Origin of the sequence: Vagococcus sp. WN89Y (assembly GCF_052220145.1) — a bacterium.
Lineage (GTDB): Bacteria > Pseudomonadota > Gammaproteobacteria > Enterobacterales > Enterobacteriaceae > Kosakonia.
Window position 1 is genome coordinate 47,298 of the sequence record NZ_JBQPOM010000069.1, and the last position, 25,508, is coordinate 72,805.

A 25,508-nucleotide genomic window follows, 5' to 3' on the forward strand; every position below is an offset into this window, starting at 1 on the left:
TAATATTTGGCTTTATCTTATGCCTTTTCTGTCGTTGCCAGTCAAGCCAGGCTGTGAAAAATTCGTTAAATCAATCTATTAAACCGTGGGTATAAACACCATGAGTCATAACCACCTCGCGATGCGCGGCATTTGCCTGAGCTTTGCTGGCGCGAAAGCGCTCTCACAGGTGGACTTCACCCTGCGCGGCGGTTCGGTGCATGCGTTGACCGGCGCCAACGGCGCGGGGAAATCCACGCTGATGGCGGTGCTGTGCGGCACCCATGCGCACTATGAAGGGGAGATAAGCATCAATCATCAGGTGGTGTCTGTGCGCACACCGCGTGACGCAAAGCAGCTCGGCATCCATCTGGTGCAACAGGAAGTGGATGTGGCGTTAGTGCCGGGGCTGAGCATCGCGGAAAATATTATGCTCGATAAACTCGCCGAAGCCGGGCATCGCTACCGCTGGAGCGAAATTCGCAGGCAGGCGAGCGATGCGCTGGCGCTGCTGGATGTCTCGCTGGACGTCCGGCGCAGTATTGATAGCTGTTCGCTGGCGGAAAAACAGCAGGTGCTGCTGGCGCGGGCGCTCTCCAGCGCGTGTCGTTTTCTGATCCTCGACGAACCGACCGCGCCGCTGGATCGGCACGAAAGTGAGCGCTTATTCACCGTCGTGAAGCGCCTGCAACAGCAGGGGATCGGCGTGGTGTTTATCTCACACCGTATTCATGAGCTGAAAGCGATTTGCGACACCTTAACCGTTCTGCGCGACGGTAAGCTGATTGAAAGCGGCCCGATGGCGGCGCTCAGCGGGGAGCAAATCGTCGAGAAAATGCTCGGTCATAAGCTGAGCGATATCTGGCCGCCGCCGCGCCCGACGCCCGGTGATGAAATGCTGCTCAGCGTGGAGGGTTTGCACGACGAAGGGCTGCTGAAAGATATCTCTTTGCGTCTGCGTAGAGGCGAAGTTCTCGGTATTGCCGGGCTGGCCGGTGCCGGGAAAACGGAGCTGTGCAAGGCGCTGTTTGGCGCGAGCAAAAGCCGCATCACGCGCGGCGAGCTGAATAGCCAGCCCTGGCGACCGCGCGACCCGGCGGATTCTGTCCAGCGCGGCCTGGCGCTGGTGCCTGAAGAGCGGCGCAAAGAAGGCATCTTTATTGACGAAGCGGTGAGCATGAATTTATCGGTCAGCGCGGATAACAGTTTCTCGCGCTGGGGGCTGTTTGGCCATCGCCAGGCCTGGCGCTGGGCGCAGGAGGTGATTGCCCGCGTTGGCGTGCGCACCACCGGGCCGGGGCAGCGCTTGCGCCGTCTCTCCGGCGGCAATCAGCAAAAAGTGGCTATCGGTAAATGGCTGCGCGGTAATGCCAACGTGCTAATTTTCGATGAACCGACCAAAGGCATAGACGTTAAAGCGAAAACCGATCTCTTTGCGCTGATTGACGCTCTGGCGCGCGAGGGCAAAGGGGTAATTTACGCCTCGGGTGAATTTGCCGAGCTGGTGGGGTTGTGTGACCGGATTTGTGTGCTGTGGGACGGGCGCATCGTAGCAGAAATGCAGGGCAAGGAGGCTCTGGAAGAGACATTACTTTATTATTCCACCGGAGGAACGGCGCTGTGAGCAAGGCCCTGTCAGTGAACGTGGCGGCGTCGCCGCGTCAGCAATTTTTTGAGTTTCTTTATAAATGGGGCATGTTGCTTACCGTGGTCGCGCTGGTGGCGATTTTTGGTCTGGCGGCGGATAACTTCCTCGACCCTTTCAATATTATCAACATATTACGCTCGATAGCGATCGTGACGGTGATAGCCATTGGCGTCTCGATTTCGCTCACCGTCGGCGGCTTTGACCTCAGCGTGGGTTCCACCGCCTCGCTGGCCAATGCGCTGGTTATCTCCCTGTTCGTCTGGCACGGCTTTGGCACCACCGAAGCCATCGTTATCACTCTGCTGCTGTGTACGCTGGTCGGGCTGTTTAACGCGTTTCTGATTGTTGTGCTGCGAATTCCCGACATGCTCGCCACCCTCGGTAGCCTGTTTGTGATCCAGGGCGTGGCGATGACCTACAGCTACGGCGGCTCGATTACACAAAACATGGTGCTGCCGAGTGGTGAAATGGCAGAAGGCGTGATCCCGGCGGCATTTGGCCTGCTCGGCCAGGTGCCGACCATTGTCATCATTATGCTGGTGGTGACGCTCGTGGCCCAGCTTGGCTTGTCACTCACCACGCACGGTCGGCGGATGTACGCCATTGGCGGCAACCCAGAAGCCGCGCGCCTCTCCGGAATACGTACCACGCGATACAAAGTGGCGGCGTATGTGATTGCCTCGCTGCTGGCCGGGCTTGGCGGCATTTTGCTCGCTTCGCGCATCGGCTCCTCGCAGGTCAACGCGGGCGGCGGATATCTGATGGACGCCGTCGCGGCGGCCTGGATAGGTTTTTCGCTGGCAGGCTCCGGCAAACCGAACGCGCTCGGCACGCTGGTGGGCGCGGTTATCCTTGGCGTGTTGCAAAACGGCTTAGTGATGCTGTCGGTGCCGTATTACGCGATGGACATTATTAAAGGTCTGGTGCTGGCTGGCGCGCTGGCATTGACCTATTTTCAGCGCCGTTAATGATTCAGAGGGTCAGATGAAAAAAATCACACTTACACTGTTAGCGGCAGGGTTACTGAGCGCGCTACCGGGTTTTGCCGCCACGCCATCGCCCGTTCCGCAGGCGATTGCCAGCCATAACGGGCCTGTGCGTATCGCGCTTATCCGTAACCTGGGGTCTGATGATAACACTACGCAGTTTGTGGCCGGTGCCGTGCAGGAGGGGAAAAAGCTCGGCTTTAAAATCAGCACCTTTTTAAGTAACGGTGACGATGCGAAGTTCCAGGACTTTGTTAACCAGGCCATCAGCCAGAAATATGACGGCATTATCCTCTCGCAGGGGCGCGATCCTTATTCCACTGACTTGATCAAAAAAGCGGTGGCGGCAGGCATCAAGGTGTCGGTATTTGATACGGCGGTGAACGGGGAGATTGCAGGCGTCACGGTGACGCAGCAGGACGATGCCTCGTTGACGAACCTCTCTTTTGGCGAGCTGGTGAAAGACTTTAACGGTAACGCCAACATTATCAAACTGTGGGTGGCCGGGTTCCCGCCGATGGAGCGTCGCCAGGCGGCCTACGCCGCGTTACTGAAAGCGCATCCGGGTATCAAGGAGCTGGAGTCCATCGGCGCGGTCTCGTCTGATGTCCAGGGAGACACCGCCAACAAGCTTGGCGCTGTGCTGGCGAAGTACCCGAAAGGGCAGATTGATGCTATTTGGGGCACCTGGGATGCCTTTAGCCAGGGCGCGTACAAAGCGCTGAAAGAGAACGGCCGCACGGAGATAAAACTCTACAGCATTGATATCTCTAATCAGGATTTGCAGCTGATGCGCGAAGCCAACAGCCCGTGGAAGGTGAGCGTGGCGGTGGACCCAAAACTGATTGGCGCCACCAATGTACGCCTGTTGGCGAATAAAATCGCAGGCGAACCGACACCCGCCACGTATGACTTCAAAGCGGCGGCTATCCCGCAAGCGCTGCTGGCAAGCCAGCCGGGGGCGGTGAGTGTGGCGACGCTGGGTAAAATCATTCCGGGCTGGGGACAGACGCAGGACTTTATCGCCCCGTGGTTTGCCACGCTGGAAGCCAAAAACAAATAAGGGCGGGTTATGGCAACTGAACTACCGCGCCCGGAATACAGCCGCAATATGCGGCTGATTGGTCACAGCGATCAGGGCGGGCGGCCTGACGGCGTACAGCTGATGGTGCACCGGGGTTTTGCTTATATCGGGCATATGGTTTCGCAGGGGTTTTCGATTGTGGATGTGCGCAATCCAGCGAAGCCGAAAACCGTCGGCTATGTGCCTGCGCCGCCGGGCACGTGGAACGTGCACTTGCAAGCGCACGATGATTTGCTGTTGGTGATTAACGCGCGCGACCTGTTCGCTGACGCACGCTTTGCCGATGAAAAGGTGTATTACACCCGCTCCGTTGGCGACACGGTCAGTGATGTGCAGGACAGAGGCTGGAGCGCCGGGCTGCGTGTTTTCGATATCTCTGCGCCGGATAAACCGCGCGAAATCAGCTTCTTGTCGCTGCAGGGCATCGGTATTCACCGTATCTGGTACGTGGGTGGGCGCTGGGCGTATGTTTCGGCGCTTATCGACGGTTTTAGCGATTATATTTTCCTTACCATCGATCTGGCCGACCCGCGTAAACCGCAGGTCGCCGGGCGCTGGTGGCTGCCGGGGATGCATCAGGCCGCAGGCGAGACGCCAACGTGGCCCGCCGGTAAACGCTATGCGCTGCATCACGCGATTATCAGCGGAGATACAGCTTATGGCAGCTGGCGTGACGGGGGGCTGACGCTGCTGGATGTCAAAGACCGCACGCAGCCAAAACTTATCAGCCACCGTAACTGGAGCCCACCTTTCGGCGGCGGTACGCATACCGCGCTGCCGTTGCCTGACCGGGACTTGCTGGTGGTGCTGGATGAAGCCGTGCTGGATAATCAACAAGATGGCGAGAAACTGATCTGGCTGTTTGATATCAGAGAACCGTCCAATCCGGTCAGCATCTCAACCTTTCCGCAGCCGGACGAGGCGGATTATGTGGCGAAAGGCGCGCATTTTGGCCCGCACAATCTGCATGAAAACCGCCCTGGCAGCTTTATCAGCTCCACGCTGATTTTTGCGACGTATCAGAACGCGGGTGTGCGGGCATACGATATTTCTAACCCTTATCGCCCGGTGGAAACCGGTGCGCTGGTGCCTGGCGCACCGGCAAAAATGATGGATACCCGCCCCGGAAGGCCGCGCGTCATTCAGTCATGCGACGTCTTTGTCGATGCACAGGGGATAATCTACAGCACGGATTATAACGGTGGCTTATCAGTGATTGAGTATCTGGGCTAAACGCGCTCCTGCGCGCGTTTCCGGGCGCAGGAGAAGGTGGCTAGCTGTACTGGCGCACCCTGGCAATCAGTTCATCAACACTATCAATACGACTAGCCAGCAGGATCAGCGCTCTGCCCAGCGTAATGGCATGGCGCAGGCAGGCGTGGCGCATCGCGTTGTCGGCGATGCTGTCGATATCCGCCACATGCGACAACCCGACGCTGCGGCGAATCAGTTCTGTGCCGCAAAAGCCGATAGCATCCGCCCAGACTTTCTGTAAAAACGCCTGAGCGTAACCCGGCTGGGCCAGCGCTGTATCGCGCGTTTTTTCCTCAGCCAGCGCCTGGAAACGCTGGCTGAAAGTGTTCCACAGGGTGTGGATATCGGCCAGGCGCTGTTCACGCGCGGCAGCGGCATCGCGCGGCCCCAGGTGCCCCGGCAGGCCGCAGTAGTTCAGCAGCAGGTTGCCCGTTGCGGTACCAATGTCAAAACCGATTGGCCCGACGTAACCAAACTCGGCGTCGATGGCTTTCAGGCTGCCTTCGGCAACAAAAATCGAACCGCTATGAATATCGCCGTGCAGCAGCGCTTCGGCATGGGAGAAGAAGCGATGCTTGAGTGCCGCCACGGCCAGCTTTAACGCAGCATCGTCGCGCAGAGCGGCGATATCAGCCTCAAGCTCTGCCGGATACTGGTTGCGCTCATGGATTTGGTAGGGGTCGTTGAAGAACAGATCTTCGGTTATTTCGCACATTTCCGGGTTAATAAACCGGGCGACGAGGGCTTTTTTCTCGTGCGGGTGCAAAAAGAAATCGCTGGTGTGAAAGAGGGTTTGCGCCAGGTATTCACCCAGTTGCGCTGCCGCCTGCGGGTAATGAATGTTGTGGATCAGCTCACCGCGCCAGATTTTATGGCTGGAGAGATCTTCCATCACCATCACCGCAAGCTGTGGGTCGAAGTGGTGGATTTTTACCGTGTGCTGCGGGCAGTGTTGATAGTGTTCAATCAGCGTTTGCGCTTCGAGCCTGGCTCTGTCCAGCGTGAGCGGCCAGGATTCTCCCACGCAACGGACATAGGGCAGCGCTTGTTTAACGATGATGCGGCTGATGCCTTCGCGGTCAAAAATCTTAAACACCAGGTTCAGATTACCGTCGCCAACTTCACGGGCATCAACCAGCGCGCAAGGATCGTCCAGGCCAGCAAACTGTTGAGCATATGCCACGGCATCGCGGGCGGTGAAGGTGCGGTAGTGCGACATTGCCTGATCCTCATATCTGAAATAAAGCCATTTAGACGTCTATACATCCGAACCTCATCCTGACACAATACGATACATTAACGCAACAGGGATTTAACGAGATGCAGCCATTACAGACCACCAGTCTGCGAGTCGCCAATAATCGCTTATTTATTCTCGACCAACAGGCCTTACCGCAGGAAAAACACTGGCTACCGGCCAGTACGGTAGAGGAACTTGTGGGTCATATTCATGCGTTGCGCGTTCGCGGCGCGCCGTTAATTGGTCTTTCCGCCAGCCTGTTGTTGGCGCTGCTGGCGGAGCAGGGGGCAGCGCGAAGCCGGCTGGCACAGGCGCTGGAAACACTGCGCGCCGCGCGCCCGACGGCGGTGAATCTGATGAATAACCTCGAACGAATGAAGCAGGCGCTGGCGCAGGAAAACTGGGTAGCGGCGTTAGCAAACGAAGCGCTGCGCTTAGTGGAAGAGGACAAACGCCTGTGTGACGACATCGCGCAGGCCGGGGCTGCGCTTGTGAAGCCGGGCAGCCGTTTGCTGACCCACTGTAATACCGGTGGGCTGGCAACGGCAGGGACAGGCACGGCGCTTGGGGTGATCGCACTGGCGCATCAGCAAGGAAAAGTGGCGACCGTGTGGGTGGATGAAACGCGGCCATTATTGCAGGGTGGGCGACTTACCGCCTGGGAACTGGGCGAGCTGGGTGTGCCTTATCAGCTGATTACCGATTCGATGGCCGCGAGTATCATGGCCAAAGGGCAGGTGGATGCGGTGTGGGTGGGGGCGGACAGAATAGCCGCCAATGGTGATGTGGCGAACAAAATCGGCACGTATTCGCTGGCAGTGCTGGCAAAATTTCACGGCGTCCCTTTTTACGTGGCGGCGCCGCAAACCACGCTGGACCCGGGTTGCCCAAACGGTGAGGCTATCCCGATTGAGCAGCGTGCTGGCGCAGAAGTGACCGGCGTGGCGGGAAGCTTTGGCTGTGTTCAGTGGGCGCCTGAGGACGCGCGGGTTTATAACCCGGCATTTGATGTGACGCCCGCGTCGCTTATCAGCGGTTGGGTGCTGGACAGCGGAGTGGTTACTCCCCCGGAGGTGGCGGCGGGCGTGTTTGCGAAAAGCATCCTCTAACAATTGGGCGCTCCAGGTTTCGGGAGCGCCCGCTTTATATTACTGTTTCGTCGTTCAGGTATAGCTAAGTCGCTTTTTTTCTGGTCCGCTGCGATTTGATCTGGCTTTGTGTGTATTATTCGCCATGTAATGCTCTCGTGGCGCGGTAAAGGTGATACCGTTGAATTTTTCCGTGATATCAAATTCAGGTTCCCGAATCGCTCTTTTTAACATTTGGTGAGAAACTCCGCTATCGGATGTTCCCGGCTTGCTGTCGCTACTTTGGCTACTTTTTCCACCCCAATTTTTTTTCTTTTTTATTTTTTTAATCTTTTTGGTGATGGGGGGGTGCATTTCGCTGATATCTTTCACATAAGCCACAAAGTTGTCTGCATTTTCCATCATAAAATTCGCTTGCAGCATCGGGTTTTGCCTCATTAAATTAAGCATGGCGATATCGTTATTGGTATAAGGCAGCATAAAGCATTCAGAAACAGCGTTGGTAAATATGTTGAAGTCATTTTGATAGGCAAGTGCACCGTTGTTCAGTAAATGCTGGAATTTTTCCGACATATATCTTGCTGTACCTAATTCAAAAGTTTGTGGGTTTATTTCGTTGGGGTAAAAATCTTTGGTATCGGCGGCAAGGTGGGAGATTTCATGCAATATTGTGCTTTCCATATTATTTTTTCGCCTACCGAAAGCATCGACTCCTGTTATATCAAATTCGGGTATCGTGTCGTACATGATAAAAATTCTGCGGTGGGGGTCACCTTTGGCAATGAACGCTTTCGATAGCGTACGCAAGTAATTATTATCGTGGATGGAGCTGCGGTATTGATGATTAAATCCGAAGATCGGGTTATCGACAATTTCTTGCCGCGTAGAAATAATCACAAAATTGTTATAGCCGGATTGTTCAGTATCATAAAGGAAATTGGATATGCGCTGTATTTGTAAACGGAACCTGTCTACTGCCTCAAATATGATCCGATCATCGGCAATGCCAAGGATATTTCTGAAATAAAAATGGACGTCATCATGCATATCCGGGTTTAATAACACTCTGCGGGTTTTCGTAATCGCATCTTCCGCCGATTTTATATGCATTCTGACGACAGAGCGCGCGACCCGCATATATTGCGGAACAAACTCTTGTTCTCCTTCACTAAAGCCCAGAAAGAGATCCCAGGGATGATTGCGTAATTTTTCCGTTATAAATTGTGACAAGGTATAGTCAAAACTTGCCCAATTTTTAATCAGAGGGATTTCCCTATAAGGAACGAAACTGCGAATATAAGGCAGCGTCTGGGTACTGATGACTGGCCGCATTAAAGAAGAGGCCCCGGACGTTGGAGGGATAGCGACTCTTCGGCCTCCGCTCCAGCTGATAGCCGCCGCGCCTGCCTGTTGACTCCTTCCTGCTCCTGACAGTGGGTTGTTCCCCGCACGCGCAGATTCTTTAACGAATGGCTGAATCTCATCAAGCTCCTGTATTTCATCAAGCGTAAAGGGGTCATGTGGCTGGGGGATATGCTTAAACGGATCTCGCTCATCAACAGGGGGGGCTTGCGCAGGGCCTTCTTCGGCACCTGGCAGCGATATTTGATCGTTAGTGGGCAATAAATCATCGAGTGAAGCCGCATCTTCAGCGATTTCCGGGTTATTGTGCAGGAGAAGCGCGTCAATCATCTCGTTTTTATCAAAAGACTCCAGTTCTCCTGGCGCATAGACCTCCTCCATTTCTGAAAATTTTACCAGCCTGCGTTCCGCCTCGACATTAATATCTGTTTTTACCGAATCAATAAATTCATAACCTTCAATGCCGGGTAATTTAACGAAACTGGCGAAAGCAACCAGCGTAGCGATATTCACCGCATCACTTCTTAATTTTACCCATTCAGCTTTTCTCTCTTCAGGCGTATCGCCCTCAGCCGCATGTTCAATATGAAAAGCGAGTGAAACGATACCTGTAAATGGGTCAAAAAAGAGTTCATTGGCAGCTTCAAAGCCGGCTTCAAACAAATCCCGTGTGACTTCGCTATCTGATTTTATTAAGGTGTCAGCATCCGATAACATTTTCTCTTTTAATTTGGCGACACGGGTGCGGAAAAAATTTTTTGAATCTATAAATTCAGATTTTCTGGCAATTTTATCGTAATATCGATGATTTTGTGCGATGGCGTTGACCCAGGTGTCGACGCCAGAATAAATCGAACCATCCTGTCGGTCATACAGAGTAAAGTGTTTTTCCAGCATGTCGCGAAATTTTTTATCGGAACAGGCATCCGTCACCCAGGTACGCATAAGAATATCGTTATCAAAGCTTTTAAATTTAAAATCGCTGTGCGGAAAATACAGCGTGTGGCGACCGGTTTTTATATTATTAAAATGGAAGGAATTGGGTGAGTGATAACCATCGATATCAAAAAAACTGCCCTCGATTTCGCGATCATTGAAAAGGTTTACACCGTTTAACACATCTCTTGCCGCATCTTCGGGAAGTTTTGCAATGTTTAAATGGTCGATAAAATCAAGAAACAATTTTTTGATATGCATATCTTCATTGGCGAAGAATTTATTGATTGCGTTGGTGGCCTGTTTATAGAAGTTGATATACCAGACGGCATTAATAAATTGCGTCGGCGTGACACCAAGCGCTTTGTCGGCATCAAATTCAGTATTATTAATCATCGATTCACGGTAAATGCCGCACATGGCATCCATATCCGGCATGCGATCCTGGATCCAGGCGCCAAAATTTGTAAAAAGACACTGGGTAAGACTTCTTATGATATCCGCAGGGGCGAATTGTAGCTTTTTATAATCAATATACTCAATAGAGTTAAAGTGCATGAAATAGAATTTATCAGGGTTGATATTCAGCCCGAAGTTCTTTTTGATATAATTTTTGACGGTTTTCCTGGCCATCTCTTTTAAATTAGGATGCTGTGCGTAATAATTTTCATAGAATTCTTTTAACGCGTCGGTTCCCTCTTTAATAAATTGATAAGGTTCGGTTTTATTTGCGACATCGTAATAATCACGGCTCAGCTCAATAACCGTACCGTAAATATCTTCGATAACGATCCGCTCATCCTTATTTTTGCCAACAAATTGCACCGCTGGCGCGGGTTGCTGCGCCTGTGCTGAACGCGCATCCACGCCAGGGAAGGTTAACGGATCATTATCAACAATAAATTTCCCCACGTGCTCAAGCGCACCGCTGACCTTGTTATACAGCGTGGAAAAGCCGCTTATGCTGCTGCTCTGCACGTTTTCGGCCAGCGCAAGCGGCTCGCCAAAAGGAGAGGCATCGGCTTTCGCAGCACTGATCACCGGCTGAGGATCGTTGTTGCTCACCGCGCTCAGTAAGGTAATAAGCTGCAACATCGCCAGCGCGCGCTCCTGTCGCCCCTGGTTTCCTGAATGCGCGCCCGGATTTTTAGCTAATGCGTGCACTCTGCAAGCAAATTCCTGTTGATCAGGCTGGTGTTTGTCCAGCCAGCGTGAATGGTTTCCTGCTACCTGTCGATGCTGCTGATAATTCGGTGTTATCCCTGGCATAATTTTCACATCCTGTGGTTAAGCTGACATCCATCAGCCCTGTTTTGTCAGATAATTTGTTCATTTTATGACCGCAAAGCAGGGGGGTCTTGTTTAAATCGCTTAAACGAAGTGAGCGGGGCGCAGGTTGGAAAGCGGGCAATAAAAGGAGAGAAAAGCTTAAACCGGCGGCCGCGATAAAATAACCGTGTCGTCTGTGGCGCTGGTTTGCGTCTGTGATATCCCATCAGGTTTTTTTTCGTAGCGCGGCGGGGTGATGACCGGATAGACAAAACTGCCGACTTCGCTGCATAGCTCCGGTTCTTCTGCGCCAGCGTAGAAAAGGTAGTACTGGTCCGCATTGGGGAAAAAGGCAAGATCGTCGCCGTTGCCAAAGCGGGTCGTCCAGAAGGGAACCCCGGTTTTGGTCTGGTTTTTATGTTTACCGGCGGCGACCTGAAAGTGGTCTCCCCATTTCATGGTTATCAGGCTGTAATTAAAAAACGACACCGTCAACGGGCCGCGCGTGGGGCAGGTGAGTTTGACCGCTTCGTCGGCCTGTACGCTTGATGCAGCGATAAGTAATAACAGCAGTAAATGTTTCATGGCGTTTTTCCGGGTGGCTGAGGCGTTTACAGGGTAATAAACCCGGCTAAAAATTGCCCGTAAAAACATATTTCATTGAAACATAAAGCGAATCATAATGTTAAAAAAATCGCCTCCATGCGGTGATTTATTGATTTTGTATATGTTTCATTTACGTTAACATGATAATAATTATCAAAATCATTATACTTCCGCAGTAAGGCTGTTTTATGTACGGATCTACTCTCCGGGCGTTTTTCGCCTGTGCGTTTCTTATCCTGCCGATGCTGGGTAATGCCACACAATATCCCCTCTCTATCACCGATTTCGCTGGCCGACAGGTCACCGTTGAGCATGAGCCACAACGCATTATTTTGCAGGATGGCCGGGACATCATGGCGATGGCGCTGCTCGATCGTGATAATCCTTTTGCCCGACTGGTGGCGTGGAACAATCTGGCGAAAAAGCAGGATATCGCGACCTGGCAGATGCTGAAAACCCGCTGGCCGCAAGCGGCTGACATTCTGGACATGGGGTTTAGCGATAAAGGCAATGTTGACCTTGAAAGCGTGCTGGCAAAGCAGCCGGATCTGATGATTGCTCAACTGCGGGCCAAACCGGCGCTGACCGACAGCGGCGTGCTGGCGAAACTGACCGCGCTTGCGATCCCGGTGGTGTTTATTGATTACGAAATCAACCCGGCAAAAGACACCGCGCCGAGTATCGATCTGCTAGGGAAAGTCCTCAACCGGGAGAGCCATGCCGCGGCGTACAGCGCTTTTTACCGCCAGCATTTGCAGGCGATAGCGCAGAAAACGGCGGCCATCGAGCCAAAGGCGAAGGTGTTTGTCGAGGCGCTGGCAGGCAATACGGACACCTGCTGCTTTACCCACGGGCATAATGGCTGGGGCGGGCTGGTTGAGGGGGTCGGGGCCAAAAACATGGGGTCTGAGCTGTTGCCCGGCGCATCGGGCTTTATTGCGCTGGAAAAAATCCTCAGCGACAAGCCGGATGTCTATATTATGACCGGTTCTAAACGCGGCAACAGCCAGGTGCTGCCATTGGGTCTTGCGGTTTCGCAACAAGACGTGAATGCGCAGGGCGCGAAATTATTGCAACGCGCGGGCATAAGCCAGATCCCGGCGGTGGCAAAAAACCATGTCTTTGGCATCTATCACCACTTCTATAACCACCCATACAACATTGTGGGCATGGAGTATCTGGCAAAGGATATCTATCCGCAGGCGTTCGCCGATCTCAACCCGGATGCGACGTACCACGCGATTATTCAGCAGTTCACCCAGTTGCCGGACGCGGATTTTGTCTTTAGCTGGCAGCCGGGCAACTAAGCGCATGAATACAGCCCTTGAATATGATGATGCGCCAGCGCTAATACACAGCTATCGGCGCATTATCCGTCGGCGTATCGGTTTGCTGGCGCTATTGGTTTTACTGATCCTCGCATCGATGCTGCTGGACTTCACGCTTGGGCCGTCAGGGTTAGGGCTGGATGTGCTGTGGCAAACCCTGACCGATCCGGCCAGCGCGAACCCTGCCATCCGGGTTATTGTCTGGGATATTCGCCTGCCGTATGCGCTGATGGCCATCGTCGTAGGCATGACGCTGGGCCTTGCCGGGGCAGAGATGCAAACCATCCTTAATAACCCGCTTGCCAGCCCTTTTACGCTTGGCGTATCGTCAGCGGCGGCGTTTGGCGCAGCGTTAGCGATTGTGCTGGGCATCGGTATTCCCGGCATCCCGGCGCAGTGGTTCATCTCGGCGAATGCGTTTATCTTCGCGCTGCTTGCGGCGTTGCTGCTTGACGGCATCACGCGCTGGACACAGGTGGCGACCTCCGGGGTGATTTTGTTTGGTATCGCGCTGGTGTTCACCTTTAACGCGCTGGTATCGATGCTGCAATTTATCGCCAACGAGGATACGTTGCAGGGGCTGGTGTTCTGGACGATGGGCAGTATCGCCCGCGCGTCGTGGGAGAAGCTCGGCATTCTGCTGCTGGCGCTGGCGGTGATTATGCCGCTCTCTTTGCTGAGTTCCTGGAAGCTGACCTCGCTGCGCCTGGGTGAAGATCGCGCGATAAGTTTTGGTATCAATGTGCGTCGCCTGCGCCTGACAACGCTGCTGCGGATCAGTATTCTCTCCGCGCTCTCGGTTGCCTTTGTTGGCCCTATCGGTTTTATCGGACTGGTGGCGCCGCATATTGCGCGCATGCTATTTGGTGAAGATCACCGCTTTTATCTCCCGGCAAGCGCATTGCTCGGCGCGCTGGTGCTATCACTGGCATCAATCATGTCGAAGAATCTGATTGATGGTGTGATTATTCCGGTCGGCATCGTGACATCGCTGGTCGGCGTACCGTTTTTCATCACTATTATTGTGCGCCATCGGGGGAGTGTATGAGCGAGCCATCCGGTCTGCGCTTGCGCGAATTTAGCGCGGGCTATCATAAGCGCCAGATTATTAATAACCTGACGATTGATACGCTGCCACGCGGTAAAGTGACCATTCTGCTGGGGCCAAACGGTAGCGGTAAATCGACGCTGCTGCGCGCAATTGCCGGGCTGAATAGCGCCCAGGGTGAGATCCTGCTGGATAATAAAAACCTGCTGGCGCAGCCCTTCGCCCAACGCGCGCAACAGGTGGTGTATCTGCCCCAGTCGCTGCCGGCAGGCGTGCATCTGCATGTGCTGGAATCCATCATTGTGGCGCAACGCGCCGCTGGCGGGCTACACAGCACGGCGCGCCAGGCTGAGGTGATGACGCTGCTGCGCCAGTTAGGGATTGAGCATCTGGCGCTGCACTTTCTCGACAGACTCTCCGGCGGGCAAAAACAGCTGGTTGGGCTTGCGCAGTCGCTCATTCGCCAGCCTTCGCTGCTGCTGCTTGACGAACCCCTGAGCGCGCTGGATCTCAATTACCAGTTTCATGTGATGGATTTAGTGCGCCGGGAAACCCGCCTGCGCAATATCGTCACCGTGGTGGTGGTGCATGATATTAATATCGCGCTGCGTCACGGCGATCATGTGTTGATCCTGAAAAACGGTGAATTGATAGCGAACGGCGCGCCAGATGAAGTGATAACCAGTGAAACCCTTGCGCAGGTGTATGGCGTGCGCGGGCGCGTGGAGCCATGCTCGCAAGGGGTGAAACAGGTAATTATCGACGGGCTGACGGCAGCGGCCAGCGAATAAACGCCTCTCCACAGGCAATGCTGGAGAGGGGTTGGGCTATTATTCGGCGCTTACCCGCCAGATGGTATTGCCCGCATCGTCGGCAATTAACACACCACCTTCTTTGTCCATCGCCAGCCCGACCGGCAATCCGCGCACCTGCTTCTGATCGTCGCTCAGAAAACCGGTGACGACCGGCTGCGGTTGCCCCACCGGTTTACCGTTTTGAAACTCGACCCACACCACCTGATAACCATTGAGCGGTGTGCGGTTCCAGCTCCCATGCTCGCTGATAAACGCCCCGCCCTGGTAGCGCGGCAGATTATCGCCGGTATAAAACAGCAGCCCCAGCGGCGCAACGTGCGAACTGAGCGCGTAATCAGGTTTGATGGCTTGCTTCACCAAATCCGGGCGCGGCGGTTTGACCCGCTCATCCACGTTCTGACCAAAATAGCTGTAGGGCCAGCCGTAGAAACCGTTCTCCTGCACCGAGGTCATGTAATCCGGCACCAGATCGGAGCCGATTTCATCGCGTTCGTTAACGATGGCCCACAGCGCGCCGCTTTGCGGTTCCCACTGTAACCCGGTGGGGTTGCGCAAACCGCTGGCATAGATGCGGCTGGCACCCGTGGCGGCGTCCACTTCCAGCACGGCGGCGCGCCGGTACTCGGCGCCGATACCGTTTTCGGTGATATTACTGTTCGAGCCAACGCCGACGTACAGTTTGCTGCCATCCGGGCTGGCAAGCAGGGCTTTCGTCCAGTGATGGTTAATCGGCCCGCCGGGAAGTTCAGTGACTACTTCGCCCGGCGTGCGGATTTCTGTCTCGCCTTCCTGATAGGGGAATTTGACCAGGCTGTCGGCGTTCGCCACCCAGAGCGTGTTGCCGATGAGCTGGATACCAAACGGCGAGTGCAGATTTTCGATAAATTTATGTTTCTCCCACTTACCGTTCACATTGCGCAGCAAGCTTATGCGGTTGCCACCAGGCCCGCCTTTACCGGACGCTTGTTGCACCACGCCCATAATGAGTTGTTTTGGCCGGGTAGTGGGTTTAGCTGGCCCGTTTGCTTCAGCAACCAGGATGTCATTATTGGGCAGAACATAAAGCTGACGCGGATGTTGCAGGCCATCAGCCACTTTTTCTATCTTCAGCCCCTGCGCCACCTTCGGCATTTCGCCTTCTTTCCACGCGACGCCTTCAGGCACCTGCATAGGCGGCATCAGAAAGTTTTGCGCTTTGGGTAGCTCAGGGTTCGGGCCGACCTGCTTCATCGGATCGACGGTTGCGCCCTGGTCACAGCCAGCAAGCAGGGCAGTCAGGGCAGCGGCAAGGACGGTGCGGTAAGCCATTTTCATAGGGTTTCTCCCTGAACAACAGCCGGGCGAACCGCGAGCTGGACATTAGCAATCAACAACAAAACAACCACGATGGTGGAGAGTATGACGCCCAGCGGCACCACAGCGTACGCATCGCGGCTGTGAACAAAAGCATTCACAATGGCGACGATAATGGCAACAAGATAGAGCCAGAAGTGGATTTTCACCGCAGGTGTCGCGAGGCGTCGCTGCGTAAACCAGACCTGCACGAGGTTAATCAGGCGGGGAATAATGGCTATCACCAGTCCGATAGCGATAAGCCAGCTTGCCGCTTCGGTCCACATTATCTGGTATGACTTGAGATAGAGAATATCGAAAATCCAGGCAGCCACAAAAAAGCCCAGCGGCACAGGATTTAATAGCTCATAAATCGCCAGCGCAGCGCGCGATTGTCCAAAGGTATTTTGCATGGGTCTTTCCTTAATTGAACTCTTGATCGGGAAGTGACCACGACTCCAGCCACAAGCGTGCTTATTAAGGGTAGACATAAAAATCGTCGAAGCCGCAAAAAACGGCTCCGACATTGTTTTATGATTTGCGGTAGACGATTTTTAAACGATTGATAATTTCGACAACTTTTGTTTTAGCCAGCGCCGGAGTTTCGGCTCTGACGATAAAATATCCCAGCCGGTCGTCGGAACTTTTCGGCACCGCCACGCGATCGCCGGGGCGGACATTAATCGCTGAGCGAATAACGCTATGATCGAGCTGGACGCTGGCAAGATTCTGAATAGAGTCCAGGATGCCGTCCCGGTCAGCGCACAAATAACCCACCGCGCAACTGGCCGGTTTTTCGACGGTGAAATCAACCGGCATACCGAGCGCATTGAGCACGGCCTGGCGGAAAATATTAATTTTATACGCGCCAGGGATCAGGTCGGAGGTAATATTATCGCCGCCTGGTCGACCATTAACCTCAACGATGCGCGGCCCGCTTTGCGTATATTTCACTTCCACATGCGCCGGGCCATCCGTAAAGCCGATGGCGTTCAGCGCCTGAAAAGCGACATCAATCATTTGCTGCTTTTTATCTTCCAGCACCGAGGTGGGAAAAATATGGTACATCTCAACAAAATAAGGCAGCGGCGAGGTGACTTTTTCGGTGACTTCGGCAAAAGCTATTTCGCCTTTGGTCAAAAAGATCTCGATGCTAAATTCCGGGCCATCAAGATATTCCTCAACCAAATATTCTTTGCGCACGCTAAAGCCCATATAGCTGGTGGTAAAGCGCTCCATCAGTTTAAAGGCGTGCTGTAGCTGCTGCGGGTCATTAATAAAGAAAACGTTTTGGCTGCTGGCGGTATTTGTCGGCTTCAGTACAACAGGGTAGCCAATGGTTGCGGCGGCATCCTGCGCTTCGCCTGGCGTATTAACGATTTTAAATTGCGCGCCGGGCACGCCACGTTCGCTGTAACGAATACGGGCTAAATCTTTATTACGCGCGAGTGTCGCGGTTTCAAAACTGATGCCCGGTATATTCAGCCGCTGTGCCGCATCGGCGGCGGTTGCCATGGCGTAATCGGTTGCGGCGATCATGGCATCGATTTTTTTGTATTTGCTGGTATGAATAGCCGTATAAATCGACTCTGCATCGCGAATGTCACAGACGATTAAATCGTCATATTCGCCCTCGTAGCCATAAAGCTGCGGGTTCGTTTTTTCCGACACCAGAGCGACCACAAATAAACCTAATTTATGCGCTTCACGCGCAAAGCTGACGCCGAAAAAGCTTGGCTCAACCAAAAAAATCACTTTTTTCTCAGACATAATCGTTACCCCTGTAAGTTTTCAGGATGCTTTTTTGCGAGCAACAGCTGATTAAGAATAAAGAGAACAAAACCTGCGCCCATCATTAGCGCCATAATGGCAATGCCAACCGTTGCGCCGTGTTTATCGAGATACGATCCGATAAACAACGAAAACAGGCACTGGCAGATCAGTGAAATACCAATCCATACCGCCATCGAACGGCCCATATAATCTTTCGGGACGGTGTGCATTAATACAGAGTTCATCAGAATGCGCAGCGATGAGTTGCACAGGCCAAGCAGCAAACTGCACAGATATAAATTAAAAACAAAGGTGTTCTGACTTAAAAACAGCAGGTTAATGCACGCCAGAATAAAGAAGACGCCGATCAGTTTTCGCGCATCTAATTTCAGCACCAGCGATGACATCATGATGCCGGATAACAACCCGCCGATACCGTATGACATATCGGCAAAGCCAAAGGTGACGCTGTCTCTTTGCAGCGTGTTATTCACGTAGTCCGGCAGGACGACGTTATAAATCATGGTGACGATCAGCGGAATAATCGACACGACACCGAGGATAAATATCGCTTTGTTATCATATAAAAAGGCCCAGCCACGGCGCAGCATTAAGGTGTAGTTTTCACTGTCGGTGCTGTGCTGTACGCTTTGGTATTTAATGCGCGCGATAAACACGGCGCTGCAAATAAACATCAGGGCGTTTACGAACAGGATGGCGTTGAAGGAGAAATATTTATATATAAAACCAGAGGCCGCGGCGGCGAGGAACATACCCACTTGCAGGCTGATTTCCAGCAGGGAGTTGCCGCTAACATAGGTCTTCTCATCGATAATTTCCTGTAAGAAGCTGCGTGATGCAGACATATAAACCGTCCAGCCAATACCATTAATAATGGCGAAGGCGTAGAGATAATAAATGCTGAAATCGAGCTGCGTTAACGCGGCAAACAGCAACAGTAAAAAAAACGCCCGAATCGCATGGGTGAAAAAGATAACTTTTTTGCGATCGTATTTATCGGTGATCACGCCGGAAAATAGCGAGGCGACAAAACCCGCAATCACGTTTATCGCCAGCAAAATGCCCACATATTTATTCGAGCCAGTTTGCATCAGCACAAACCAGTTAGCGCCAATGGTCGCCATCCCGACACCAAACCCTGACACAATGTCAGAGATAAAAAACTGTCGAAAGCGTTGGTCTTTTAAAATGGCAAAGCTTGTGCTCATACATGCTCCTTCGTACTGAGAGTTGTTTTTATAAAGGTGAGTAACGTCTCCAGCGAAAAGCGCAGGCTTGCCAGAACGTCATCCTGTGAGCCGCCAAACTTCGGCCAGTCATCGTTAGGGGTAAAAGCGTGAACCTGCTTGCCTGGCAGACTGAGCGCCAGCTCCGCCGCGACGCACCCCGCGCGGCGATGCTCCTCAACCACAATCAGCGCGCCGGGCAGTTGCGCGATCTCCGGCATCATCAGCTGTAATGATGTGTTGTCCACATAACACAGGTGTAAATGGTTCACGTTGCCAGACTGCTGTTTTGCGCTTATGCACAGCTGTGTTGCTTTTTCACCGACGGACACCAGCGTGACGGGGTATTCCTGGCTGTAACCCTGCTCCATTTTCAGCGTGCTGAACGCCGCGTCCCGCACCATATCGGGGTAGGTTTCGTTGCGCCCCACGCGGATATAGCAAGGCATCGTGGCGCGGGCCGCGTCGCGCAGCACCTCGCGCGTTTCGGCTTCGCCATAAGGGCAGGCGATGCGGATACCCGGAAACAGCCGTACCGCGCCGATATCTTCAAGGCTGTGATGGGTGGTGCCAAACCAGCCGCCCGATGTGCCGCCATAGGCACCGATGACCGTTATCGGATGGCCCATATAGCCCATCGAAAGTTTGAGGGACTCGGCGCAGCGCAGGGCGGCAAAAGGCGCAAAGGTGGTGAAAAACGGTTTGAACCCTGCGGCGGCAAGCCCGGTGCAGATGTCCATCGCCGCCATCTCCGCGATGCCGAGGTTGTAAAAGCGCTCCGGGAAACGCTGCGCAAACACATGGTTGCGCCCGCCAAGATCCGCTTCCACACAGAGTATGCTGGCGTCTTCCTGCGCACATTTCACCAGCTCGTCTTTACATGCCTCTCTGGCTGACAGCATCGTGAAGCCTCCTTTTCCATTTGATAGCCTGATGGAGTTTGATTTTTGCGTAATGGCACGAAGGATGGCCTTCCAGTTCAGGAACGCCTTTGCCCTTCAGGGTGTTGGCGATAATGATCAGCCCCCGGTTCTGCCGCGCATTAAACGCCTGTTCGAGCTGAGCGAAATCGTGACCGTCAATCTCCACCACATCCATGTGGTAAGAGGCAAAGCGGGCCTTGATATCGGCAATCGGCGAAATATCGCGCACATAGCCGTCGTTCTGCGCGCCGTTGTTATCAATGACGTAGATAAAATTCCCCGCTTCCCTGGCCGAGAGAACTTGCAGCACTTCCCAGCACAGGCCCTCCTGCAACTCGCCATCGCCGCCGATGGCGACAGCGATGCCTGAACTGTTGCCTTGACGTTGCGCCAGCGCCCATCCTGCGGCGTAGCCTACCCCGTGACCGAGGCTGCCGGTGGCAAAGCGAATGTTGGGGATGTGATGATTCGGATGACCGGTATAGAGAGAGTCGCTGCGGCCATACTCCAGCGCCGGGTTGCGCTCGCTGTAGCCGAGCACATACAGCGCGCTGTAGAGCGCCGCCGCTGCGTGCCCTTTGCTGAGCACCACGCAGTTGCGCGGGTCCGGCTGAAAACGGTTCAGGGTGTAGAGCAGAATATCAATCACCGACAGCGAGCCGCCGATATGGCAGCCGGTGTCGCTGGCGGCGATATCAATAATCACTTCACGCGCCTGGCGCGCCAGCGCGGGTAATTCATTCAGCGAGGTCATTTTTTCCCTCCTGAACGCGCTGCATCCAGTTACTGACGGTCTCTTTGAGAACGCGGCGCGCCAGCAGCACATCCTGCGTGTGAATCACTTCTTTATCGGTGTGATCCAGCGCCGAGTCGCCAGGGCCATAGGCGATAAACGGTACGTTGCGCCACGTGGTGGCAAGCGTGTTCATATCGCAGGTGCCTTTTTTCACTACCGCGCGCAGCGGCGTGTCCGGCAGGACGTTATTGAAAGCCTGGTTAAACGCGCGATAGAGCGGATTGGCGCGGGAGGATTTATGCCCGGGCGTACTGCGCAGGATCTCGATGCAAACACCTTCACCGCCGAGCGCAACCAGCGGCGCGATATAGCCGGTGCGCGCTTCGGGCGAGACGCGAAAATTAATAATCAGCTGCGACTCTTCATAGGCCAGCGCATGGCGGTGATTGATACTGATGATGTTTGACAGGTTGTTATTATCAAAATCATTCATGATTGCCCGCAGGCTGCTGACCTGTTCGTAGGCGTGTTCAATCGACGTTTTCGCATCGCGGGCGGCGGTGTGCTCCATACTTTTGCGCACCGTGACGCTGATTTTCAGCAGGCCGTAATAACCCATTGCCACCTGCGTGACGCCGCTGGGTTCGCCAATGATTACCGCATCTGCCGGATAATGGTCGCGCACGTAATAGGCGCCTTTCGACGAAGAGACTTCTTCTTCCGTAGCTCCGATAACCATCAGCCGGGCGTGGGGCGGCACTTCAATGTGTTGCAGCACGTCGATAAAATTCGCCAGGCAACCTTTCGCATCCACGCAGCCGCGACCGCGAATCAACTCAGCATTGGCATCCGCCTGCCACAGCCCCGGCACGGTGTCCAGATGCCCAAGCATTAACAAAGTGTGCGGTCCGTGCCCTTTGCTCAGCACCAGGTTGCCCGCCAGATCGATGCTGGTGTTGATCTCTGTCCCGGCCAGGCGACGGGCGATAAATTGCGCCAGTACCGATTCATCGCCGGAGATTGAGGAGATATTGACCATCATATTCAGTAAACGCATGGGTTTGCTGACGTCCGCGCCGCGCCAGAACCAGCTCGCCGCGCCGCAGAGCGTGTGCGGGCCGTTGATGGCAATATCAGCAACGCCTTGCGCCAGCGCCAGCTTGCAGGCGCGCACCTTCTGCTTCATGCGCCCGGCAACGGGCAGTGCGTCCTGCGCGTAAACGTCTTGCAGGGTACTGGCGGGATCGTTGATATCACGCAGTATGCCCGCCGTGCCGGTGACAAAGCGTAAGTGGTTCGCCTGCAATTGCACCGCCAGATGCGCCGCCAGCATATCTGCATCGATATTGATGTACTGCTGTGCATCATTTTCCCAAATGGGTGGCGAGAGAAACACAATATCGTAGCTATTAAGCAGCGTGCGCAGCACCTCGCACTTCGCGTGGCTAAAGGTGCCATAGAGCGAGTCGCGCACAATGCGGCTGCGCCCGTTGGCGCTGACCTTCAGCGGTTTACCCAGCGTGCCGCACACCAGCTGGTTATCGCCCGCAGCCTGGTAATACGCGGAAAACCCCAGCGCCTGGGCGGCGAGTTTTATCAACCCGCCAATACGCTTGTTATAGGCGCGAAGAATCAATGACATATGCCGGGCGTTGCAGTAGCGTACCTGGTCGCCATTGGCGAGCGATAAATATTCCACCTGCTCGCCCTGGTGTTGATACTCCTTATCAATGGCTTTTGCGCCACCGCAGACCACCAGTACTTTTCCACCCTTGCGGCTGATCTCCAGCACTTCGCGAAAGAAACCGCCGTCGCTGTAGAGGGTGCTGCTTCCGGCTTTAATAATGTAGAGATTATCCATCACGGCCACCCGGCTTCGTTGAGTTGTTGCAGACCACATATCGCTTCCAGACCCAGGTAGAGATTGGCGGCCTGCACCGCCTGGCCTGCTGCGCCCTTGATGAGGTTATCCAGCGAGCAGAGGCTCAGGCAGGTATCGCCCTCCACAAGCGTTGCAACTTCGGCATGATTGGTGCCGCAGACGGTTTTCAGCATCGGAACCTGGCCATTTTTCAGGTAATGCACAAAAGGCGCGTGCTGGTATTCGCTAAAGAAGGCCTGGCGCACATCGGCTGCCGTGAGACCAGGTTTGAGCGTGCTATAAGCGCTGACGTAGATGCCTCTGGCAGTATCGAGGCTAAAGGCGGCGAAGGTGAGGGCCAGCGGATCGCGGCTCAGCTGCTGCAATTTTTCAATTTCCGGCGCATGGCGATGGGCAAACGCTTTATGCAGGCGAAAGTTGTTCGCCCGCTCGGCGTGCGTTTCCGCGCTGCTTTTCCCGGCACCGCTGGAGCCGGTTTTGGCATCCACAAAGATACGCCCGCACACCAGCTCATTTTTGACCAGCGGATAGAGGGCATACAGTGACGCCACCGCCATGCACCCCGGCAGATTAATCAGCCGTGCGGTGCTGTCCTGCGCCGTGAACTCCGGCACAAAATACTGGCTGACCATCTGCGGCGGCAGGCTGCCGGGCGTGGCGGGATAATGCGCCTGGTTTATCTCGTCTTCGGCAAAGCGGTAGTCGCCGCTGAGATTAAATAAGCGGGTGCAGCGCTCGCTCAGCGGCGAGATGATTTGCGGTAACTTACCGTTTGGCAGGCAGGAAAAAACCAGGTCGAAATGGCTATTTTTCAGCTCGCTGAGCGAAGAAAATTTAAGACCTGGCTTGTCATTGTGATGGCGGAAACTGCGCAGCTGGCGCTCGACCGCCAGCCCTTTTTTCGACTCCGAAGAGACAAACTGTACGTCAATGTGCGGGTGCATACTCAGCAGGCGGTACAGCTCGCCGCCGACGAATCCCGAACCGCCAAGAATGGCGGCAGAGTAGGTGGTTTTCATCCCAGTCGCGCATCCTTTTCATAAGGGGGAACCGCCTCAATGGAACGAGCAATTTCCGCGATGCGTGCAATGTTTTTGTCGACTTTTTTGAATGCCAGCACATAGGCGCGAAGCTTTTCGTACTCTACCGGTGAGCGCAACTCGCGACACAACACCAGCGTGCTGCGCAGCATAGCGATAGCGTTGGGGAAATCCTCGTACTGGTACTCTTTGCGCTCATCGAGAAAGAACGGAAAACCGTTGCCAAACCCTTTTTGATTGCGGAAGGGAAGATGGAAGGGCAGCAGGGTGTTTTGCCACTCGCGGGCAAACACACCTTCTTCATTCAGAGCCTGTTGCAGCGCCTGCTTGACGTTATGTTCCGCAATGCCCTGTAGCTCCGGCAGGTCAGTATTGATGGTGATACGGAACATATTGAAGCTGTGCTTCGCCCCTTTTGGGATAACCGGGCCGCGAAACAGCCGCGTGGTGGCCAGCTCGTCAATCAGGTGCAGGGCGTTACGCTGGCGGATCTCGTCGTAATAGTCCAGGCGGGCAAGCTGGCTGATGCCAAAAGCGGCGGCAACCCAGGACATGCTGTAGTCGAGCCCGGACTCGTTAAGAAACCCCTGGGCGCGTTCATAGCTTTCGCGCTCCCTGAAAAAGGCGATCCCTGCCTCGCCGCCCAGGGGGAAATTTTTGTCTGCCATCAGGCTTTGCCCGGCGGCGTCGCCGAAGGTGCCGCAGTAACGTCCCTGCCAGCTGGCGGAGTGTGCGTGCGAGGCATCTTCGATTAACAACAGGTTATTTTTCTGGCAAAACGCCGTGAGCGCCTCGATATCCGCAGGCAAACCGTGGACGTGCACCGGCATGACCGCTTTGGTGCGCGGCGTCAGTTTTTTCTTCAGTTGCGCCGGGTCAAGACACCAGGTGCCAGGCGTGATATCCACAAACACCGGAATCGCTTTAGCCGCGACAATCGCCTGGGCGGTGGCGATGAAGGTAAAGGCCGGAACCAGCACTTCATCGCCGGGTTTGACGCCTGCGCCCACCAGCGCCAGATGCAGGCTGGAGGTGCCGCTGGCCGTTGGGATCGCGTAAGCGGCACCCACGCGCTGACGATATTTTTCTGCAAATTCAGCTATCACCTCATCGGGGGATTGCTGCACAGAAATCATCATCTGAAACACGTCTTCTTTAGTGATATTCGGGAAAATGGTTTTACGATTGTTTTTTGGAATAACGGGCGTGTCGCCATCAACCGCCAGCCGTTTATCCGCCACGCTATCATCCGGCATGGCCAGCGGAGTCATCATAAAATCAGTTTTCATTTATTTACTCCTGCCTTGAGCAGCGCCATTTTTATGCAAGCGCCGACGAGCGGGCTGAGACGAAAATTAAATTGCAGACCGGGTTGGATTTCTTTTTCTGTTTCGTGCTGGGTCCACATGGTGCGTAAATCAAAAGCACCGAATATTTTCAGGCGTTCAGCCTTTTTATAAATGTTTTCGTCATCCGTAAGCAGCACGGCGCAAGGGCCAAAACCGAGTGCGGAAAAATCAAGAATATTCACCAGCGAGTCATTGGCGGGTAATTCTCCCGCCTGGTGGAGATTTTGCCAGTTTATTTGATGCACATTATACGGCTGCGGTAATGCAGCGCTGTGGCCAATACCGAGCCACTTCAGTAATTTCTCTTGCTGATTATCCAGATGGTGCTGATTGGTTTTGCTGCCATAAACAATATCCTGCCCCCACAATGCGCCAATAACCGCGCCGCTGATACTGTTATAGGTCACGGCATGTTGCTTATTCGCCGATTTTTTTAAACAATTCTCCAGTCCTTTCAGTTCGCTTTCATTTTTCTCAATACTCATTATCACGCCGGAGGTAAGCACGCGCGCTAATACAAATGAGACCTGAAAATGCTGTGTTGATACATCATGCGTTTGGTGCGACGACATAAATCCACCTT

At 54.1% G+C, this 25,508-nt stretch carries 21 protein-coding genes; 8 read left to right on the plus strand and 13 right to left on the minus strand.

What is annotated here, in order from left to right; all coding sequences use genetic code 11:
• The first annotated feature begins 100 nt into the window (after nucleotides 1-100).
• The 4 genes from ACTU3N_RS20300 to ACTU3N_RS20315 are packed head-to-tail and all read left to right on the plus strand — an operon-like array spanning nucleotide 101 to nucleotide 4,930.
• Nucleotides 101-1,603 carry a sugar ABC transporter ATP-binding protein gene (locus ACTU3N_RS20300; RefSeq protein WP_443087942.1) on the plus strand — a complete coding sequence of 501 codons (1,503 nt, stop codon included), beginning with the start codon at nucleotides 101-103 and terminating at the stop codon, nucleotides 1,601-1,603.
• Nucleotides 1,600-2,595 carry an ABC transporter permease gene (locus tag ACTU3N_RS20305; protein WP_443087943.1) on the plus strand — a complete coding sequence of 332 codons (996 nt, stop codon included), beginning with the start codon at nucleotides 1,600-1,602 and terminating at the stop codon, nucleotides 2,593-2,595. Before ACTU3N_RS20300 ends, ACTU3N_RS20305 begins: the two co-directional genes overlap by 4 nt.
• 16 nt (nucleotides 2,596-2,611) lie before the next feature.
• On the plus strand, nucleotides 2,612-3,676 hold the full coding sequence (locus ACTU3N_RS20310) for a sugar ABC transporter substrate-binding protein (RefSeq protein ID WP_443087944.1): 1,065 nt from the start codon (nucleotides 2,612-2,614) through the stop codon (nucleotides 3,674-3,676).
• Between the two features lie 9 nt (nucleotides 3,677-3,685).
• The gene (locus tag ACTU3N_RS20315; protein WP_443087945.1) at nucleotides 3,686-4,930 is read left to right on the plus strand and encodes an LVIVD repeat-containing protein; all 1,245 of its coding nucleotides are present in this window, start codon (nucleotides 3,686-3,688) and stop codon (nucleotides 4,928-4,930) included.
• Between the two features lie 40 nt (nucleotides 4,931-4,970).
• Here the strand turns inward: ACTU3N_RS20315 and mtnK are convergent, their stop codons facing one another.
• Nucleotides 4,971-6,170 (minus strand): S-methyl-5-thioribose kinase, encoded by a 1,200-nt coding sequence (gene mtnK, locus ACTU3N_RS20320; protein ID WP_443087946.1) that lies wholly within the window; start codon nucleotides 6,168-6,170, stop codon nucleotides 4,971-4,973.
• Nucleotides 6,171-6,271: 101 nt separating this feature from the next.
• On the opposite strand from mtnK, the gene mtnA reads away from it, so the two are divergent.
• Complete coding sequence (gene mtnA, locus ACTU3N_RS20325; protein ID WP_443087947.1) at nucleotides 6,272-7,300, plus strand: S-methyl-5-thioribose-1-phosphate isomerase; 1,029 nt, start codon at nucleotides 6,272-6,274, stop codon at nucleotides 7,298-7,300.
• A gap of 54 nt (nucleotides 7,301-7,354) precedes the next feature.
• Here the strand turns inward: mtnA and ACTU3N_RS20330 are convergent, their stop codons facing one another.
• Together ACTU3N_RS20330 and ACTU3N_RS20335 are read right to left on the minus strand one after the other, a co-directional pair.
• Nucleotides 7,355-10,846, minus strand: coding sequence for a dermonecrotic toxin domain-containing protein (locus tag ACTU3N_RS20330; protein WP_443087948.1), 3,492 nt, complete (start codon nucleotides 10,844-10,846; stop codon nucleotides 7,355-7,357).
• A 159-nt stretch (nucleotides 10,847-11,005) separates the two neighbouring features.
• On the minus strand, nucleotides 11,006-11,431 hold the full coding sequence (locus ACTU3N_RS20335; RefSeq protein ID WP_443087949.1) for a hypothetical protein: 426 nt from the start codon (nucleotides 11,429-11,431) through the stop codon (nucleotides 11,006-11,008).
• Between the two features lie 209 nt (nucleotides 11,432-11,640).
• Between ACTU3N_RS20335 and ACTU3N_RS20340 the strand changes: the two genes are divergently transcribed.
• The 3 genes from ACTU3N_RS20340 to ACTU3N_RS20350 are packed head-to-tail and all read left to right on the plus strand — an operon-like array spanning nucleotide 11,641 to nucleotide 14,619.
• A complete protein-coding gene (locus ACTU3N_RS20340; RefSeq protein WP_443087950.1) occupies nucleotides 11,641-12,759 on the plus strand; it encodes an ABC transporter substrate-binding protein in 1,119 nt (372 codons plus the stop codon).
• A gap of 4 nt (nucleotides 12,760-12,763) precedes the next feature.
• Complete coding sequence (locus ACTU3N_RS20345; protein WP_443087951.1) at nucleotides 12,764-13,828, plus strand: FecCD family ABC transporter permease; 1,065 nt, start codon at nucleotides 12,764-12,766, stop codon at nucleotides 13,826-13,828.
• The gene (locus tag ACTU3N_RS20350; RefSeq protein ID WP_443087952.1) at nucleotides 13,825-14,619 is read left to right on the plus strand and encodes an ABC transporter ATP-binding protein; all 795 of its coding nucleotides are present in this window, start codon (nucleotides 13,825-13,827) and stop codon (nucleotides 14,617-14,619) included. The genes ACTU3N_RS20345 and ACTU3N_RS20350 overlap by 4 nt, the downstream gene beginning before the upstream one ends.
• 39 nt (nucleotides 14,620-14,658) lie before the next feature.
• On the opposite strand, the gene ACTU3N_RS20355 is transcribed toward ACTU3N_RS20350, so the two are convergent.
• From ACTU3N_RS20355 to ACTU3N_RS20400, 10 genes are all read right to left on the minus strand, one after another.
• On the minus strand, nucleotides 14,659-15,957 hold the full coding sequence (locus ACTU3N_RS20355; protein WP_443087953.1) for a PQQ-dependent sugar dehydrogenase: 1,299 nt from the start codon (nucleotides 15,955-15,957) through the stop codon (nucleotides 14,659-14,661).
• A complete protein-coding gene (locus tag ACTU3N_RS20360; RefSeq protein ID WP_443087954.1) occupies nucleotides 15,954-16,388 on the minus strand; it encodes a DUF2231 domain-containing protein in 435 nt (144 codons plus the stop codon). The genes ACTU3N_RS20355 and ACTU3N_RS20360 overlap by 4 nt, the downstream gene beginning before the upstream one ends.
• A gap of 118 nt (nucleotides 16,389-16,506) precedes the next feature.
• Nucleotides 16,507-17,745 (minus strand): ATP-grasp domain-containing protein, encoded by a 1,239-nt coding sequence (locus tag ACTU3N_RS20365; RefSeq protein ID WP_443087955.1) that lies wholly within the window; start codon nucleotides 17,743-17,745, stop codon nucleotides 16,507-16,509.
• 5 nt (nucleotides 17,746-17,750) lie between these two features.
• Complete coding sequence (locus ACTU3N_RS20370; RefSeq protein WP_443087956.1) at nucleotides 17,751-18,977, minus strand: MFS transporter; 1,227 nt, start codon at nucleotides 18,975-18,977, stop codon at nucleotides 17,751-17,753.
• Nucleotides 18,974-19,897 carry a hypothetical protein gene (locus ACTU3N_RS20375; protein WP_443087957.1) on the minus strand — a complete coding sequence of 308 codons (924 nt, stop codon included), beginning with the start codon at nucleotides 19,895-19,897 and terminating at the stop codon, nucleotides 18,974-18,976. The genes ACTU3N_RS20370 and ACTU3N_RS20375 overlap by 4 nt, the downstream gene beginning before the upstream one ends.
• Nucleotides 19,872-20,672: a 1-deoxy-D-xylulose-5-phosphate synthase N-terminal domain-containing protein gene (locus tag ACTU3N_RS20380; protein ID WP_443087958.1), complete on the minus strand. Its 801-nt coding sequence runs from the start codon at nucleotides 20,670-20,672 to the stop codon at nucleotides 19,872-19,874. The genes ACTU3N_RS20375 and ACTU3N_RS20380 overlap by 26 nt, the downstream gene beginning before the upstream one ends.
• On the minus strand, nucleotides 20,656-22,554 hold the full coding sequence (locus ACTU3N_RS20385; protein WP_443087959.1) for a M20/M25/M40 family metallo-hydrolase: 1,899 nt from the start codon (nucleotides 22,552-22,554) through the stop codon (nucleotides 20,656-20,658). The genes ACTU3N_RS20380 and ACTU3N_RS20385 overlap by 17 nt, the downstream gene beginning before the upstream one ends.
• Nucleotides 22,515-23,555 carry an N-acetyl-gamma-glutamyl-phosphate reductase gene (argC, locus tag ACTU3N_RS20390; protein ID WP_443087960.1) on the minus strand — a complete coding sequence of 347 codons (1,041 nt, stop codon included), beginning with the start codon at nucleotides 23,553-23,555 and terminating at the stop codon, nucleotides 22,515-22,517. The genes ACTU3N_RS20385 and argC overlap by 40 nt, the downstream gene beginning before the upstream one ends.
• Nucleotides 23,552-24,865, minus strand: a complete 1,314-nt coding sequence (locus tag ACTU3N_RS20395; RefSeq protein ID WP_443087961.1) for a DegT/DnrJ/EryC1/StrS aminotransferase family protein — start codon at nucleotides 24,863-24,865, stop codon at nucleotides 23,552-23,554. The genes argC and ACTU3N_RS20395 overlap by 4 nt, the downstream gene beginning before the upstream one ends.
• Nucleotides 24,862-25,497: a degT/DnrJ/EryC1/StrS aminotransferase gene (locus ACTU3N_RS20400; RefSeq protein WP_443087962.1), complete on the minus strand. Its 636-nt coding sequence runs from the start codon at nucleotides 25,495-25,497 to the stop codon at nucleotides 24,862-24,864. The genes ACTU3N_RS20395 and ACTU3N_RS20400 overlap by 4 nt, the downstream gene beginning before the upstream one ends.
• Nucleotides 25,498-25,508 lie beyond the last annotated feature (11 nt).